This window comes from Microbacterium terrae (assembly GCF_017831975.1).
GTDB classification, from domain to species: domain Bacteria; phylum Actinomycetota; class Actinomycetes; order Actinomycetales; family Microbacteriaceae; genus Microbacterium; species Microbacterium terrae.
The window spans coordinates 1664353-1678386 of the sequence record NZ_JAFDSS010000001.1 but is presented as its reverse complement, the minus strand read 5'-3'; the positions used below and the strand labels follow the sequence as shown (position 1 = coordinate 1678386).

Annotated in this window: 16 protein-coding genes; 9 read left to right on the top strand and 7 right to left on the bottom strand. The window is 71.4% G+C overall.

From position 1 onward, the window contains the following. Nucleotides 1-32 precede the first annotated feature (32 nt). Nucleotides 33-962 carry a 5'-3' exonuclease gene (locus tag JOD63_RS07785; RefSeq protein ID WP_045277023.1) on the bottom strand — a complete coding sequence of 310 codons (930 nt, stop codon included), beginning with the start codon at nucleotides 960-962 and terminating at the stop codon, nucleotides 33-35. 155 nt (nucleotides 963-1117) lie between these two features. On the opposite strand from JOD63_RS07785, the gene JOD63_RS07780 reads away from it, so the two are divergent. Genes JOD63_RS07780 through JOD63_RS07765 form a run of 4 tightly spaced genes read left to right on the top strand, consistent with a single transcriptional unit; the run spans nucleotide 1118 to nucleotide 5443 of the window. Next, a complete protein-coding gene (locus tag JOD63_RS07780) occupies nucleotides 1118-2029 on the top strand; it encodes a hypothetical protein (protein ID WP_045277022.1) in 912 nt (303 codons plus the stop codon). Next, nucleotides 2026-3222 carry an acylneuraminate cytidylyltransferase gene (locus tag JOD63_RS07775; protein WP_045277021.1) on the top strand — a complete coding sequence of 399 codons (1197 nt, stop codon included), beginning with the start codon at nucleotides 2026-2028 and terminating at the stop codon, nucleotides 3220-3222. The genes JOD63_RS07780 and JOD63_RS07775 overlap by 4 nt, the downstream gene beginning before the upstream one ends. Beyond that, a complete protein-coding gene (locus tag JOD63_RS07770; RefSeq protein WP_045277020.1) occupies nucleotides 3219-4091 on the top strand; it encodes an N-acetylneuraminate synthase family protein in 873 nt (290 codons plus the stop codon). Before JOD63_RS07775 ends, JOD63_RS07770 begins: the two co-directional genes overlap by 4 nt. After that, nucleotides 4088-5443, top strand: coding sequence for a DUF6716 putative glycosyltransferase (locus JOD63_RS07765; RefSeq protein ID WP_052682617.1), 1356 nt, complete (start codon nucleotides 4088-4090; stop codon nucleotides 5441-5443). Before JOD63_RS07770 ends, JOD63_RS07765 begins: the two co-directional genes overlap by 4 nt. Here JOD63_RS07765 and JOD63_RS07760 read toward each other — a convergent pair. Next, complete coding sequence (locus JOD63_RS07760; RefSeq protein WP_157004055.1) at nucleotides 5362-6135, bottom strand: hypothetical protein; 774 nt, start codon at nucleotides 6133-6135, stop codon at nucleotides 5362-5364. The two genes, JOD63_RS07765 and JOD63_RS07760, sit on opposite strands and share 82 nt — an antisense overlap. Beyond that, the gene (locus tag JOD63_RS07755) at nucleotides 6132-6665 is read right to left on the bottom strand and encodes a hypothetical protein (RefSeq protein ID WP_157004054.1); all 534 of its coding nucleotides are present in this window, start codon (nucleotides 6663-6665) and stop codon (nucleotides 6132-6134) included. Before JOD63_RS07755 ends, JOD63_RS07760 begins: the two co-directional genes overlap by 4 nt. 84 nt (nucleotides 6666-6749) lie before the next feature. Between JOD63_RS07755 and JOD63_RS07750 the strand changes: the two genes are divergently transcribed. Further along, nucleotides 6750-7172 (top strand): YchJ family protein, encoded by a 423-nt coding sequence (locus tag JOD63_RS07750; protein ID WP_045277018.1) that lies wholly within the window; start codon nucleotides 6750-6752, stop codon nucleotides 7170-7172. A 22-nt stretch (nucleotides 7173-7194) separates the two neighbouring features. On the opposite strand, the gene JOD63_RS07745 is transcribed toward JOD63_RS07750, so the two are convergent. After that, nucleotides 7195-7920, bottom strand: a complete 726-nt coding sequence (locus JOD63_RS07745) for a Pr6Pr family membrane protein (RefSeq protein WP_052682614.1) — start codon at nucleotides 7918-7920, stop codon at nucleotides 7195-7197. 358 nt (nucleotides 7921-8278) lie between these two features. Here JOD63_RS07745 and JOD63_RS07740 point away from each other — a divergent pair, with 358 nt between their 5' ends. Then, nucleotides 8279-9058, top strand: coding sequence for an isocitrate lyase/PEP mutase family protein (locus JOD63_RS07740; protein ID WP_045277017.1), 780 nt, complete (start codon nucleotides 8279-8281; stop codon nucleotides 9056-9058). A gap of 28 nt (nucleotides 9059-9086) precedes the next feature. Here JOD63_RS07740 and JOD63_RS07735 read toward each other — a convergent pair whose 3' ends face one another. Further along, complete coding sequence (locus JOD63_RS07735; RefSeq protein WP_157004053.1) at nucleotides 9087-9254, bottom strand: MetS family NSS transporter small subunit; 168 nt, start codon at nucleotides 9252-9254, stop codon at nucleotides 9087-9089. Beyond that, nucleotides 9251-10852 carry a sodium-dependent transporter gene (locus tag JOD63_RS07730; RefSeq protein WP_045277016.1) on the bottom strand — a complete coding sequence of 534 codons (1602 nt, stop codon included), beginning with the start codon at nucleotides 10850-10852 and terminating at the stop codon, nucleotides 9251-9253. Before JOD63_RS07730 ends, JOD63_RS07735 begins: the two co-directional genes overlap by 4 nt. A 167-nt stretch (nucleotides 10853-11019) precedes the next feature. Between JOD63_RS07730 and JOD63_RS07725 the strand changes: the two genes are divergently transcribed. Next, nucleotides 11020-12471: an APC family permease gene (locus JOD63_RS07725; RefSeq protein WP_045277015.1), complete on the top strand. Its 1452-nt coding sequence runs from the start codon at nucleotides 11020-11022 to the stop codon at nucleotides 12469-12471. On the opposite strand, the gene JOD63_RS07720 is transcribed toward JOD63_RS07725, so the two are convergent. Then, on the bottom strand, nucleotides 12438-12647 hold the full coding sequence (locus JOD63_RS07720; protein WP_045277014.1) for a DUF1653 domain-containing protein: 210 nt from the start codon (nucleotides 12645-12647) through the stop codon (nucleotides 12438-12440). The two genes, JOD63_RS07725 and JOD63_RS07720, sit on opposite strands and share 34 nt — an antisense overlap. A gap of 57 nt (nucleotides 12648-12704) precedes the next feature. On the opposite strand from JOD63_RS07720, the gene JOD63_RS07715 reads away from it, so the two are divergent. Both JOD63_RS07715 and JOD63_RS07710 read left to right on the top strand, forming a co-directional pair. Continuing rightward, a complete protein-coding gene (locus JOD63_RS07715) occupies nucleotides 12705-13754 on the top strand; it encodes a zinc-dependent alcohol dehydrogenase family protein (protein ID WP_045277013.1) in 1050 nt (349 codons plus the stop codon). A 111-nt stretch (nucleotides 13755-13865) separates the two neighbouring features. Next, entirely contained in the window at nucleotides 13866-14033 is a 168-nt protein-coding gene (locus JOD63_RS07710; protein WP_157004052.1) for a hypothetical protein, read from the top strand. Nucleotide 14034: the final 1 nt, after the last annotated feature.

Here is a 14034-nt window from a genome sequence, read left to right as displayed (position 1 = left end):
CCGCGCCCACCATCGCGCGGTGGCGCGCCGCCTCAGGACTCGACGGCGTCGAGGGTGTCGATGATGCGCGTCATCGCAGTGCCCAGCGCCCACCGCTCGGCCAGAGCCGCGGCATCCGTCCGCTGCGCGTCGGAGAGGGCGTGCAGCCGCGCGTCGACCGTCGGCAGGTCGAGGTCGCGCACGACCTCGACCACCGTGGGGGCGACCGCGAGGTAGGGGCGGCCGGCGTCGAGCTTGGCACGCACCCCGGCCGACATGCCCTCGCCCCGGTCGGCGGCGGCGAGGATGCCGGCGAGGTCGCCGTGGGCGGCGAGGAGCGTCGCGGCGGTCTTCTCGCCGATTCCAGCGACCCCGGGGAGCCCGTCGGACGAGTCGCCGCGCATCGTGGCGAAGTCGGCGTACTGCGACGGCAGCACCCCGTACTTGGCGACGACCGACGCATCGGTGAGCACATCGAGGTTGCTCATGCCGCGGGCGGTGTACACGACCCGCACGTCGCGCGCGTCGTCGACGAGCTGGAACAGGTCGCGGTCGCCGGTCACGATGTCGACGGGCAGCGTGGCTGTCGTGGCGAGCGTGCCGATGACGTCGTCGGCCTCGTGCTCGGCAGCTCCGACGATCGGGATGCCCAGCACGCCGAGCGCCTCGCGGATCACCGGCACCTGCACCTCGAGCGGGTCCGGCACCTCTTCGACGTCGGGTGCGCCGGCGACCACCTCGGCGACGCGATGCGTCTTGTACGTCGGGATGAGGTCGACCCGCCACTGCGGCCGCCAGTCGTCGTCCCAGCACGCGACGAGATGGGTCGGCCGGTACGTCGTGACGAGCCTGCTGATGATGTCGAGGAAGCCGCGGACGGCGTTCACCGGCGTGCCGTCCGGCGCGCGGACGGTGTCGGGCACTCCGTAGAACGCACGGAAATAGAGGGATGCCGAATCGAGGAGCATGAGGCGGTCGGTCACGGGTTCATCCTGGCACGGGCTGCCGACGCGGCGCGGTGATCGCCGCCGTCGCCGCAACCGTTCGTTCACCTTCCGGTCCAGCCCCGGTCGCCCGTCAGTGGGCTTCTCGTTCACACTCGCCACCCATCGTGAGGAGACCGGAGAGAGGGCGGGCCATGAGCCGAGACGGCGTCATCGCATGGGTGGAATCACCCCTGCAGCTGCTGGGCGCAGCGGAGTGGGCGCACGCCCACCGCACGGTGCTGCCCGTCGCGGGTCGACTCGGCCCGCAGATGTCGTCGACCGCCGAAGAGCTCCTCGCCCGCCGGGCCTCGTTCGGTCCGATGGACCCGTACCTCGGCATCCCCTGGAAACTGCTGGCGTCGAACGGGCACTGGGTCGTCGGCGACGGCTTCTCGGGACAGTTCCGTCTCGCGGCCACGGTGCTGCGGCCGCGGCGCGTGACCTTCCTCGACGACGGAGCGAACGCGGTGGCGTTCGCCGACGCCCTCCTCGGGCGCCGCGAGTACGCGCGCCCCGGCATCGACGAGCGCGGGCTCACGACGGTGGTCGCCCCGCTCGCGCACGAGACGGTGATGCGTCGCGCCGCTGCCGGTCGCGTCGAGTTCTTCACCGCGTTCGACCTGGGTGCGTCGCGTCTCGACGCGCTCGGTGAGCGCGGGGTCGCCGTGCGCACGCACGGGTTCGAGTGGACGCGGGCGTCGTCGACGGGCGCCGCCGGACTCGAGGGGCGCATCGTGCTGGGAAGCGCACGCGTCGTCGACGGGCGCATGCGGCTCGCCGAGTACGTGCGCTGGGTGACGGATGCCGTCGCCGGCGGCACCGCCGTGTACCTGCCGCATCGACGCGAGAGCGCCGAGCAGCTCGCCGCCGTCGCCGCCGTCGCCGGCATCACGGTCCGTCGCGCTGCGGTTCCGGTCGAGCTTCTGCTCGCCGGTGCCCGCACCCCGCTCGAGGTCGTCACGCTGCCCTCGAGCACGTTGACCACGCTTCCGCTCGTGCTCGCCGGCACCGGATCGACGGTGGCGCCCCGGCCGAGCAGGGGCACCGCGCAGGTGAGCGCATGAGCGAGGTAGTCGCCATCATCCCGGCGCGAGGCGGCTCGAAGGGGATCGTCCGCAAGAACCTGCGCCGGGTGGGCGGCATCCCGCTCGTGGCCCGTGCGGTCGCGAGCGCGCAGCGCTGCCCCGACATCGATCGCGTCGTGGTGACCACCGACGACGCCGACATCGCCGCCGTCGCGGCCGAGTGGGGCGCCGAGATCGTCGAGCGGCCGGAGGAGTACGCCGGCGACGCCGCGTCGAGCGAGGCCGCGCTGCTGCACGCCCTCGACGTGCTCGAGTTGCGCGGCGCCGAGATCGGCATCCTCGCCTTCCTCCAGCCGACCTCGCCGTTCATCGACGTCGATGCCCTCGGTGCCGCGGTGCAGCAGGTGCGGTCGCGTCGTCGCGACAGCGTGTTCGCCGCGATGTCCACGTACGGGTTCCTCTGGGCAAAGGGCGCAGGCGGCGCAGCCGAGGCGCTCAACCACGACGCAGCGGTGCGCCCGCGCCGCCAGGACCGCGCACCGCACTACCTCGAGACCGGCGCCTTCTACGTCATGCGGGCCGCGGGCTTCCGCGCCGCCAAGCATCGCTTCTTCGGGAGCGTCGGCATCGCGCCGGTCGCTCCTCGCACCGCCGTCGAGATCGACACCCACGACGAACTCGAGATGGCGCGTGCCCTCGCGCCGCTGCTCGATCAGCCCATGCAGGTGGACGTCGATGCCGTCGTCACCGACTTCGACGGCGTGCACACCGACGACACCGCCACGGTCGACGAGCGCGGCACCGAGTCGGTCACGGTGAGCCGCGAGGACGGCATGGGTGTCGCGCGTCTCCGACGCGCCGGCATCCCCCTGCTCATCCTGTCGACCGAGCAGAACCCCGTCGTCACCGCCCGAGCGCACAAGCTCGGCGTCGATGTGCGGCAGGGGACGAGCGACAAGGCCGCGGTGCTGCGGGAGTGGGCCGCGAGCCGCGGCATCCCGCTCTCCCGCATCGCGTACGTCGGCAACGACGTCAACGACCTCGGATGTCTCGAGATCGTGGGCTGGCCGATCGCCGTCCCCGACGCCCACTCCGACGTGATCGCCTCTGCGCGCGTCGTGCTCGACCGCCCCGGCGGGCGCGGCGCGGTCCGCGACCTCGCCGAACGCGTGCTCGCCGCGCGCGAGCAGCGCTCCGCATCCCTTCTCACCCCAGCCCAGGAGGCACCATGACCGTCAGCATCGGATCGCGCGTCATCGGAGGCGGTCGCCCCGCCTACGTGATCGCCGAGATCGGCCTGAACCACAACGGCGACGTGGACGTCGCGAAGCGTCTCATCGACGTGGCCGCCGACGCAGGCGCCGACGCGGTGAAGTTCCAGAAGCGGACCCCCGAGATCGCCACTCCCGAGCACATGCGCGACATGCCGCGCGAGACGCCGTGGGGCACGATGAGCTACCTCGATTACCGCCGTCGTGTCGAGTTCGACCGCGAAAAGTACATCGAGATCTCAGACCACGCCATGCTGCGCGGGCTGGAGTGGTTCGCGTCGCCGTGGGACGAACCGAGCGTCGACTTCCTCGAGGACCTCGGCGTGCACGCCCACAAGGTCGCTTCCGCGAGCATCACCGACATCGGGCTGCTCCGTGCGCTGCGAGACACCGGCAAGACCATCATCCTCTCGACCGGGATGTCGACGATCGACCAGATCGACGCCGCGATCGAGGTGGTCGGCACCGACCACCTGCTGCTCATGCACGCGACCTCGACGTACCCGATGGAGCCCGAAGAGGCGAACCTCAAGATGATCCCGGTGCTGCGCGATCGCTACCCCGGCGTGCCCGTCGGATACTCCGGCCACGAGCGCGGCCTGCAGATCTCGGTCGCCGCCGTCGCGCTCGGCGCGGTCGCCGTCGAGCGGCACATCACCCTCGACCGCACGATGTGGGGATCCGACCACGCCGCGTCGCTCGAGCCGACCGGTCTCGCGCACCTCGTGCGCGACATCCGCATCATCGAGCAGGCGCTCGGCGACGGTGTGAAGCGCGTCTACCCGGGCGAGCTCGCCCCGATGGCGAAGCTGCGCCGAGTGCCCGCGTGACGTCCAGGCTGCGCATCGTCGGCATCGCCGACACCGATTCGTACGTCAAGTGGACTGCCGCGCTGCTCGGTTCGCTGAGCGATGCGTGGGATTCCCGGATGCTGGTGCTGCGCACGCCGCTCGTCGTGAGCGACTCGCAGCTCGAGGCAGCCGTCGCGGGGAGCGGTCTCGCGCGCGAGCACGTGCAGCGCATCGCCCACGACCAGCTGGGGCGTGCCCTGGCGGACGCCGACGTCGTCGTGCTCGGAGCCCGCGGGCCGCTCGTGCGGGTGCTGGCGCGCGACGCGGCGGCTCTGGAGCGGCGTCCGGCGATCGCGACGGGCCTGCCCGGAATCTCGGTGCCGGCGACGCGCAAGGCGCTGCTGTACCGCACGCAGAGCGACCTGTTCGTGGTGCACTCGCACCGCGAGCGGTCGGAGTTCGCCCTCCTCGCGTCGGACCGCGGGATGCGGCACCGCTTCGCCCTGTCGCGCCTGCCGTTCGCCGTCGCATCGGAAGACGCGCGGGTGGGTGGGGTCGGCGCGGATCGTGCAACCGGGACCGACCTGGTGTTCGCCGCGCAGGCCAAGGTGCCGGCAGACCGCGCCGATCGGGTGCGGCTCGCGCGGATGCTGGTCGCCGCAGCTCTCGCGGACCCGGCGCGGCGCGTCGTGCTGAAGCTGCGCGCTGCGCGCGGCGAGCACCAGACCCACATCGAGCGCGACGCGTTCGACGACCTGGTCGCTGCCCTCGGTCCGGTGCCCGCGAACCTGGTGGTCGAGACCGGCCCGATGACGGAGGCGCTGCGCGGCGCCGCCGGCATGGTGACGGTCAGTTCGACCGCGGCGATCGAAGCGGTGGCGCTCGGCGTTCCCGTGATCGCCCTCGACACGTTCGGCGTCTCGCCCGAGCTCATCAACGAGGTGTTCCGGGGGAGTGGGCTGTTCGGAGGCGAGCGCGATGTGATCGAACGCCGCTTCCGCCACCCCGAGCCCGAATGGCTCGAGCAGAACTACTTCCATGACCCGGGCGACGACGACGCCGAGGTGCTGCTGGCGGAGCTCGCCCTCGCGCGACGTGCCGAAGCTCTGCCGCCCCTCGCCCCGCTCGCGAGACGCGGCGGATCGCTGCGCGATGCCTGGGAGCGCAAGAGCGTGCTCGGCCCCGACGACAGGTCGGTCGGGGGAGCGGTGGCCTACGCCGTCGGCGTGCCGTCGCGCGCCGTGGTCCGTGCCGCGCAGCGCGCTCGCCGCCTGCTGTCGGCGCCGGCCGTCGAGCCGGCGGTGCCCGATCAGCAGCCTGGGCCGGAGGAGTCTTCGGCGCACGTCTCGTCGACGAGCGCTGTCCGCGCCTCGACGACGCGCACGCCGTAGCCGCCCGAACTGGCGGTGACGAACCCTGCGACGGGCTGCCAGTAGCCGCCGCCGAAGTCGACGGATGCGGCGTACTGCACCTCGACCGAGGCCTGGTACGCGCCCCGGGCGGCGTACACGTGGCTCGTGCCGGTCGGCGTGAGCTGAGCCTGGCCGAGCGACTCCCACGTCGCCCCGCCCGAGTCCGCACGACCGGTGGTGCCGTCGCCGTAGTCGAACACGAAGCCGGCAGGGACGAAGCGCACCGTGACGTCCCAGCCGAGCAGGGTGCCCGACAGATGCTGCTCGGATGCCGCGGCCACGACGTTGGTCGGCATACCCGCCACGCCGAAACCGGTCGGCTGACCGGTGAGTGTGGGTTCTGCCGGACGGAACGACGCGAGGTCTGCGAGCGTTACCTCGGGCAGCGCCACCACCTCATACGAGATGCAGCGGTTCATCGGACCGCAGTCCTCTTCGGGCTCGGCCGTGGGGGTTGGCGCTGGCGAGGTGGAGGGGATGTAGTCGTCGGGCTGGCCTGTCTGGTCACTAGAGTCCGCGTGCGTCTCCCCGGGCTGGTGTGCGCCTGCTTCAAGGATCACCTCTTCACCGCTCGTGTACGCGTTCTGCCAGCCGCCGACATCCCCGTCACTGTCGCCTGCTACCGCCGACCCCGACAGTCCGAGTGTCACGGCAATGACGAACGGAGTCACCCACATTTCGTTCCATCCGTTCGCGGCGAGATGCTCGCGACCAGCAGCCCTGTTTCCGAGTTCGTGGACTCCTCGAGCGTGACTGTTGTCTGTTGGAAGTCGGGACGGTCAGCGTCAACGAGCGAATCGCCCTCAGAGTCAAAGACATTGACATCGGAGATGTCGACACAAGCCGCAAGTTGGACCGCATCGAGACTGTCGCTGATGTCGAACGGTTCCAAGATCGTTATGACGGAATCACCGGCTACAACGACCCCGTCGGCGTGATACGCCGAGAGTCCCTTGCGATCCGACGCGTTGAGATCCCCGGTGGTCCACGCGTAGACGTCCTCGAAGGTGTCCGGATCACTCAGGTCGACCGCGTTCAGCGCGTCGACGTAGGCGCGATATGTCGCCTCGGCCGCCGCGAACGCCTCGTCCTCGTCGGAGAACAGTGCCGTCTCGGTCGGTTCGGGCGCTGTGGCGGTGCACGCCGAGAGCGCGGCGCCGACGGCGATGAGGGCGACGAGCGGGAGCATCCGTGAGACCACGCCCCCACGGTAGTGCGCGGGGCGGCCGCACGACCCCGGTTATCCACAGCGGTGCGAAGCACTGCGGCGGCTACCGTGGAGGCCATGTCGTTCGGCCAGCCCACCCCTCGCACCGCTCGGCCTGCGGCGGGCGCTCCGTGCCCGTGCGGGTCGGGCCAGACCTACGACCGGTGCTGCGGTCCGCTCCACCGGGGCGAGGCGGCTCCCACCGCCGAGCGCCTGATGCGATCGCGGTACTGCGCGTTCGCGATCGGCGACGCGCGCTACCTCGCCGACACGTGGCATCCGCGCACCCGGCCGAGCGAGCTCACGATCGACGCGGCGCTGCGCTGGACCGGGCTGCGGATCGTCGACACGGTCCGAGGTGCGGCCGGCGACGCGGACGGGATCGTGGAGTTCCGCGCGCGGTGGAGCGGGCTCGGCGAGCGCGGTGAACTGCACGAGCGCAGCCGCTTCGTGCATCAGCGGCACCGCTGGTGGTATGTGGACGGCGACGTCGCCGACTGAGCCGCCGCCCGGCGGCTGCCGGTTACACCGAGACCGCGTCCGGCGCCTCGTCGGCGTCGCGCGGACGTTCGTCGGCATCGTACCGGCGCTCGTCGACGCGCCGGCGCGTGAAGGCGGCCGCCAGCTTGTCGAGCGCGACGACGCCCACCGCGAGCACAGCCATGACCGCGACGACGCGCAGCAGCGACACCACGACGCCCGCGCCGAGGTCGACGTAGTCGAGGAAGGGGTAGGGGAACCGGTCGCTCACCGTCGGGAACACCGCCGCGCGTACCAGAGTGATGGCGCCGTACGCGACGGGGTAGAGCATCCACCACCCGGCATCGCGCCACCGGACCATGCCGTGCGGCGGGAACAGCACCCAGTCGAGCAGCACCATCGCCGGCACGGCGTAGTGGAGGATGAACAGCGACTGGTTGGCCAGGGCGACCGCGGCATCGGGATCGGCCATTCCGGGGAACGGGCTCGCCCCCTGGTTCAAGAGCACGTGCGAGACCAGCCCGGTGATGACGATCCACAGCGTCACCCCGCCGCGGAGCACGGGGGCCGGAGCATCCGTCCGTCGCCGCCGCAGCATCCAGAACACGGCGACTGCGAAGTAGGCGACGACGATCACGTTGCTCTGCGTGGTGAAGTACGCGAGCCGGCGCTCACCGCTCATGAGGCCGAGCGCACACGCGAAGACGATGGCGACGCGCCACCAGAACTGGGGCGTGCGCAGCACGGCCCGCACAGTCGGTTCGCCCATGTCGATCCCCTCGTCCGATCGAGGGGACGTTAGTGCCCGCACGGCGACGAAGTCAAAACGGGCCGGAACGAAGGAGCCGGCGGGCGCTCCGGGGGGAATGCGCACGCCGGCTCTGGGCGGTATCGGGTGAGACCGCCCCTCCTGCCGCGGGGTGTGCGGCACGGGGTGCGGTCTCGCTCCGTCGCGTGTCGATCCGGCGGCGCACTCAGGTCGGGCGCCGGGCCGATCGAACGGATCCAACCTCTCAACCCGGGCTGGGAGGTTCTTATGCCCCCGTTGACAGGAACCCCCATGCCGGCCGCGAAGTCGCCGCATCGCGGCAACCCGCACGCCATGCCGGCGCGTTAGCGTGGAACCCATGACGACTACCGCTGACAAGGCACAGACCCTCGCACGCCTCCACGCCGCACCGGAGATCCTCCAGGTGGTGAACGTGTGGGACGCGGTGTCGGCGAAGACGATCGCCGCCCTTCCCGAGACGCGCGCGATCGCGACCGCCGGGCACTCGATCGCCGCGACGTTCGGCTACGCCGACGGAGAGAACATCCCGCTCGAGATCATGCTCGACCTCGTCGGCCGCATCGTCGACGCGGTGGGCGACCTGCCGGTGTCCGCCGACCTCGACGCCGGTTTCGGCGACGCGGGAGACACCGTGCGCCGCGCGATCGGCGTCGGCGTCGTGGGTGCGAACATCGAGGACCGGCTGCGTCCGCTCGACGAGTCGGTCGCAGTTGTCGAGGCGGCGATCGCGGCCGGCGAAGCCGAGGGCGTCCCCTTCGTGCTGAACGCGCGGACCGATGCGTTCGTCCGTGCGGGCGGGCGCCCTGTGGAGGAGTCGATCGCCGACGCGATCGAGCGCGGCCGTGCGTACCTCGCGGCGGGCGCCGACCTGGTGTTCGTGCCGGGCATCCTCGACGCCGCCGTGACGCGACAGCTCGTCGACGGCATCGGCGAGCGCAAGATCAGCGTCATCGGCCTTCCGGGCGCGCTGAGCGCCGGCGAGTACGAGGCGCTCGGGGTCGCACGCGTGTCGTACGGGCCGATGACGCAGCGGGTGGCACTGACGGCGCTGCAGGATGCCGCTGCCGCGCTGTACGCCGGCGGCGTCATCCCGGCGGAGACCCGAGCACTCAACTGAGTTCCGCCAAGCCTGGCGCCCGCCGCGCTCAGGTGTCGTGCTCGATGGGCGCGACGTCTTCGCGGTGGTCGTCGGCGGCGCCCGGCGGGTAGTCGTCTCGCTCGGGGCGCGAGCGCAGGTAGATCGTGCTCGCGATGAGCCCGCCCCACACCAGGGCGATCGCCAGCAGCAGGAAGGTGATCGCGATCGGGGTCATCGGCGCGCCTCCGTCTGTGTCGTCGTGCCCGCATCGGCCGGGAACGGCGGCCACGCGGTGAAGTCGTCGGGCGAGCGGCGCCACGGCAGCACCGTGCCGATCACCGCACCCACCACGAGAACGAGCACCGTGCCCCAGCCGAAGAGCGCCAGGTACCACCCGGGCATGCCCTCATAGCCGTCGACGAGCAGCGTGGTGATGCGCGAGATCAGCATGTAGCCGAGCACCACCGGCGCGAGGACGCCCACCAGCAGCACCCACACGCGCCCGACCTGGAACGTCGAGACGGCGTTGAGGTGCGCGCGCAGCTCAGGACCGCGACGGAACACCCAGATCACGAGGATCGTCGTGAACACGGCCGAGGCGACGATGCCGATGTTGTTCGCCCACTGATCGGTGACGTCGAGCGCGAGCAGCCCGGTCGTCGTCGAGAAGATCAGGATCGACAGCACCGCCGACACTCCGCCGACGCCGACGGCCGCGCCGCGCGGCGTGAGCGAGAACTTCTCCTGGATCGCGGCCGACACCACCTGCAGCACCGAGACCAGCGATGTGAATCCGGCCATCACGAGCGAACCGAAGAAGAGGATGCCGAAGATCGGGCCGCCCGGCATCTGGGAGACGATCGCCGGGAACGTGATGAACGAGAGCCCGACACCGGCGATGCCCTCGAGCTCGGCCACCTCGACTCCCTGCTGGAAGGCGAGGAAGCCGAGCGTCGCGAACACGCCGATGCCCGCAAGGATCTCGAAGGACGAGTTCGCGAACGCGACGACGAGGCCGGGGCCGGTGAGGTTGGCGCGCCGCCGACGGTACGAGGCGTACGTGATCATGATGCCGAAGGCGATCGACAGCGAGAAGAAGATCTGGCTGTAGGCGGCGATCCACACGTTCGGGTCGGCGAGCGCCGCCCAGTCGGGCGTGAAGAGCGCATTGAGCCCGTCTGCCGCGCCGTCGAGGAACAGCGCGCGCACCACGAGCACGAGGAACGCGACGACGAGCAGCGGCAGGAAGATGACGTTGACGCGCTGCAGGCCCTTGGCGACGCCGGCCGCGAGCACGATGATCGCCGCGATCCAGACCAGGGCGAGGGGGACGAGCACCCCGGGGACGAACTCGAGGCTCACGCCGGGCTCGCCGACGTGCAGGTACTCGCCGGTGAAGAAGCCCGCCGGGTCGTCACCCCAGCGCAGATCGAACGAGAACACGAAGTAGCTCATCGCCCAGGCGATGACGGCGGTGTAGTACAGGCCGATGACGAAGGCGATCGTCACCTGGAACCAGCCGAGCGACTCGAGCCAGCGGCCGGCGGCGCCGCCGAGCCGCCGGAACGACGTCGGGGCCGCCCCGCGGAACCGGTGGCCGATCGCGTAGTCGAGGAAGAGGATCGGGATGCCGGCGGTGATGAGCGCGACGAGATAGGGGATGAGGAACGCGCCGCCGCCGTTCTCGTACGCGACGCCCGGGAAGCGCCAGATGTTGCCGAGACCGACGGCCGATCCGATGGCCGACAGGATGAACCCGAGCTGCCCTGTCCACTCCTCGCGGGGCCTCCCGGCCGGTGAGCCGGCTGGGGCTGTGCTGTCGGCGGTTGTCATCTCGTCCCCTTCACGGTCGCGGGAGGCGCGTCGGTGCCTGGCACGCTAGCAGCGGCTGGATCGGTGCACCAGGGCATCGGCGACGGATGCCCCGCCACGCGGCATCCGCCCCCCGTGCGAGGCATCCACGTCCCTAGACTCGGGACGACGAGCGTGGGAGGTGTGCGATGGGGTTCGCCCGCGAGCTGTTCCGGCGGAAGCCGATCGGCATCACCAAGCCCGCCGTGGGCGGACTCGAACGCGGCCTCGGCACGTTCCAGCTCGCGATGCTCGGCGTCGGCGCCACGGTGGGCACGGGGGTCTTCTTCGTGATGCACGAGGCGGTGCCGCTCGCGGGTCCTGCGGTGATCGTGTCGTTCGTCCTCGCCGCGATGGTCGCCGGACTCACCGCGGTCTGCTACGCCGAGATGGCGTCGGCGGTGCCCGTGTCGGGCTCGACCTACGCGTACGCCTACGCGACGCTCGGCGAGGTCGTCGCCATGGGCGTGGCGGCCTGTCTGATGCTCGAATACGGCGTGTCGACCGCCGCCGTCGCGTCGGGCTGGAGCGGATACCTCGACCGGCTGCTGTCCGACCTGTTCGGCATCGCGCTGCCCGCTCAGCTGCTGGCGGGTCCGCTGGAGGGCGGCATCGTGAACCTCCCCGCCGTCGTGCTGGTGGCGCTGTGCGCCCTGCTCCTGGTGCGCGGCACCCGCGAGTCGGCGGCCGTGAACACGATCATGGTCGTCATCAAGCTCGGCGTGCTCGTGATGTTCGCGGCGATCTCGCTCACGGCGTTCAACGCCGACCACTTCGCGGACTTCGCCCCGCACGGGGTCAGCGGGGTGACGGCGGCGGCCGGCACCATCTTCTTCACCTTCATCGGCCTCGACGCCGTCTCGACCGCGGGCGACGAGGTGAAGGACCCGCAGCGCTCGCTGCCGAGGGCGATCATGATCGCCCTCGCAACCGTGGTGGTCGTGTACCTCTTCGTGGCCGTGGCGGCGGTCTCGGCCCAGCCCTGGCAGGACTTCTCCGATCCCGAGCAGCAGAGCGCCGGGCTCGCCGTCATCCTCGGCGACGTGCTCGGCGCGAACTGGCCGGCGACGCTCCTCGCGGCGGGGGCCGTGATCTCGATCTTCTCGGTCACCCTCGTCACGCTGTTCGGGCAGACGCGCATCCTCTACGCGATCGGCCGGGACGGCCTCATCCCGTCGGCCTTCGCGCGGGTGGACCCGAGGCACCACACGCCCGTGTTCTCGACCGTCGTCGTCGCTGGCGCGGTCGCCGCGCTCGCGGGGCTCGTGCCGCTGTCGAGCCTGTGGGATCTGGTGTCGATGGGAACACTGGTCGCGTTCATCGTCGTGTCGCTCGGGGTGATCGTCCTCAGACGCACCCGCCCCGACCTCCCGCGCGGCTTCCGCGTGCCCGGCTACCCGGTCACACCGATCCTGGCGATCCTCGCGTGCCTGTACCTGATCACCGGTCTCGGGTGGACGACGTATGCATGGTTCGCCGTGTGGGTCGCCGTCGTGCTGGCGTTCTATCTGCTGTGGGGCAGGCGCCACAGCCGGCTCGGCGCGGCACACGCCGAGCATCCTGCCGATCAGTCCACCGGCGAGAACCGCGGTCCGCGGTAGCCGTCGCGCTCGACCTGCTCCGCCCACATCGCGAGCGGCCTCACCCACAGCGAGCCGCCGCCGGAAAGCGAGCGGTACACCACGTGGTCCTCTTCGGTCTCGCTGTGGCGGGCGACGCCGATCACCTCGTACTCCGCACCTTTGAAGTGCCGATAGCGGCCCGGTTCGATCGTCATGCGACCAGGGTAGGCGGATGCCGCGCACACGGCGGGCGCGGGCCGTAGGCTCGGACCATGCTCGCCACCGTCATCCACGCCCCCCGTGACATCCGCGTCGAAGAGGTCGCCGACCCCGTGCTGTCCACCGGCGGCGACGCGATCGTGCGCGTCGTCGCCGCCTGCGTCTGCGGCTCGGACCTGTGGCCGTACCGCGGCGTGACGCCGACCGACCGACCGCACCGCATCGGCCACGAGTTCGTCGGCGTCGTCGAGGCGGTCGGCCCCGAGGTGACCACGGTCGCCGCAGGAGATTTCGTGATCGCGCCGTTCTACGTGTGCGACGGCACCTGCGCGAACTGCCGCAACGGGGTGAGCACCTCGTGCCTCGCGGGCGGATGGTGGGGATCCGACGACCGGGTCGGCGGATTCGCCGACGGCGGGCAGGGAGAGCGCGTGCGCGTGCCGCTGGCCGACGGCACCCTCGCCGTCGTGCCCGGTCCGGTGGCGGATGCCGAGGTCCCGGGGCTGCTCACGCTGAGCGACGTCATGGGCACCGGGCACCACGCCGCCGTGTCGGCGGGTGTCGGCGCGGGCGACGCGGTCGCGGTCGTCGGCGACGGCGCGGTGGGGCTCTGCGCGATCATCGCCGCCAAGCGCCTGGGCGCGACGACGATCATCGCGATGTCGCGGCACCCCCAGCGCCAGGCGCTCGCCCGCGAGTTCGGTGCGACGCACATCGTCGAGGAGCGGGGCGACGCCGGCGTCGAGGCGGTGCGCGCCCTCACCGGCGGCATCGGGGCCGACCGGGTGCTCGAGTGCGTCGGAACCAAGGAGTCGATGGACCAGGCGCTGCGGTCCACACGCCCGGGCGGCATGGTCGGCTACGTCGGCGTCCCCAACGGCGGCCCGGAGCTGCCCGTCCGCCAGATGTTCAACCGGAACGTGGGCGTCAACGGGGGAGTGGCCCCGGTGCGCGGGTACATCGAGGAGCTGCTGCCCGACGTGCGCTCAGGGGCGATCCGCCCCGGCCTCGTGTTCGACCTCGAGCTCCCGCTGACGGATGCCGCAGAGGCGTACGCGGCGATGGACGAGCGTCGCGCGACCAAGGTGCTCCTGCGCCCCTGAGCCGCCACGCCGCCGCGCCTGCGGGGGGAACGGTGCTCCTCGGGGTAGAACTGGCAGAGTGCAGTGGGGGGACCCTGCCCGCTGTCGCCGACCCGAAAGGACCCCCTCACCGTGAAGATCGTCAAGCGGATCGCCCTGGCACTGGTCATCGCGTTCGCCGTGTTCTACCTGGTGACGCGTCCTGAGGATGCCGCCAATGCGGTGCAGGGCGCGATCGGCGCGGTCTGGGGAGCAGGCGTGGCTGTCACGCAGTTCTTCGTCGAACTCGCGAACGGCTAGC

Coding starts and splice junctions, on each gene's coding strand:
- JOD63_RS07780 (WP_045277022.1), top strand. CDS start 1,118: ATGAGCCGAGACGGCGTCATCGCATGGGTGGAATCACCCCTGCAGCTG.
- JOD63_RS07775 (WP_045277021.1), top strand. CDS start 2,026: ATGAGCGAGGTAGTCGCCATCATCCCGGCGCGAGGCGGCTCGAAGGGG.
- JOD63_RS07770 (WP_045277020.1), top strand. CDS start 3,219: ATGACCGTCAGCATCGGATCGCGCGTCATCGGAGGCGGTCGCCCCGCC.
- JOD63_RS07750 (WP_045277018.1), top strand. CDS start 6,750: ATGTCGTTCGGCCAGCCCACCCCTCGCACCGCTCGGCCTGCGGCGGGC.
- JOD63_RS07745 (WP_052682614.1), bottom strand. CDS start 7,920: ATGGGCGAACCGACTGTGCGGGCCGTGCTGCGCACGCCCCAGTTCTGG.
- JOD63_RS07740 (WP_045277017.1), top strand. CDS start 8,279: ATGACGACTACCGCTGACAAGGCACAGACCCTCGCACGCCTCCACGCC.
- JOD63_RS07735 (WP_157004053.1), bottom strand. CDS start 9,254: ATGACCCCGATCGCGATCACCTTCCTGCTGCTGGCGATCGCCCTGGTG.
- JOD63_RS07730 (WP_045277016.1), bottom strand. CDS start 10,852: ATGACAACCGCCGACAGCACAGCCCCAGCCGGCTCACCGGCCGGGAGG.
- JOD63_RS07725 (WP_045277015.1), top strand. CDS start 11,020: ATGGGGTTCGCCCGCGAGCTGTTCCGGCGGAAGCCGATCGGCATCACC.
- JOD63_RS07720 (WP_045277014.1), bottom strand. CDS start 12,647: ATGACGATCGAACCGGGCCGCTATCGGCACTTCAAAGGTGCGGAGTAC.
- JOD63_RS07715 (WP_045277013.1), top strand. CDS start 12,705: ATGCTCGCCACCGTCATCCACGCCCCCCGTGACATCCGCGTCGAAGAG.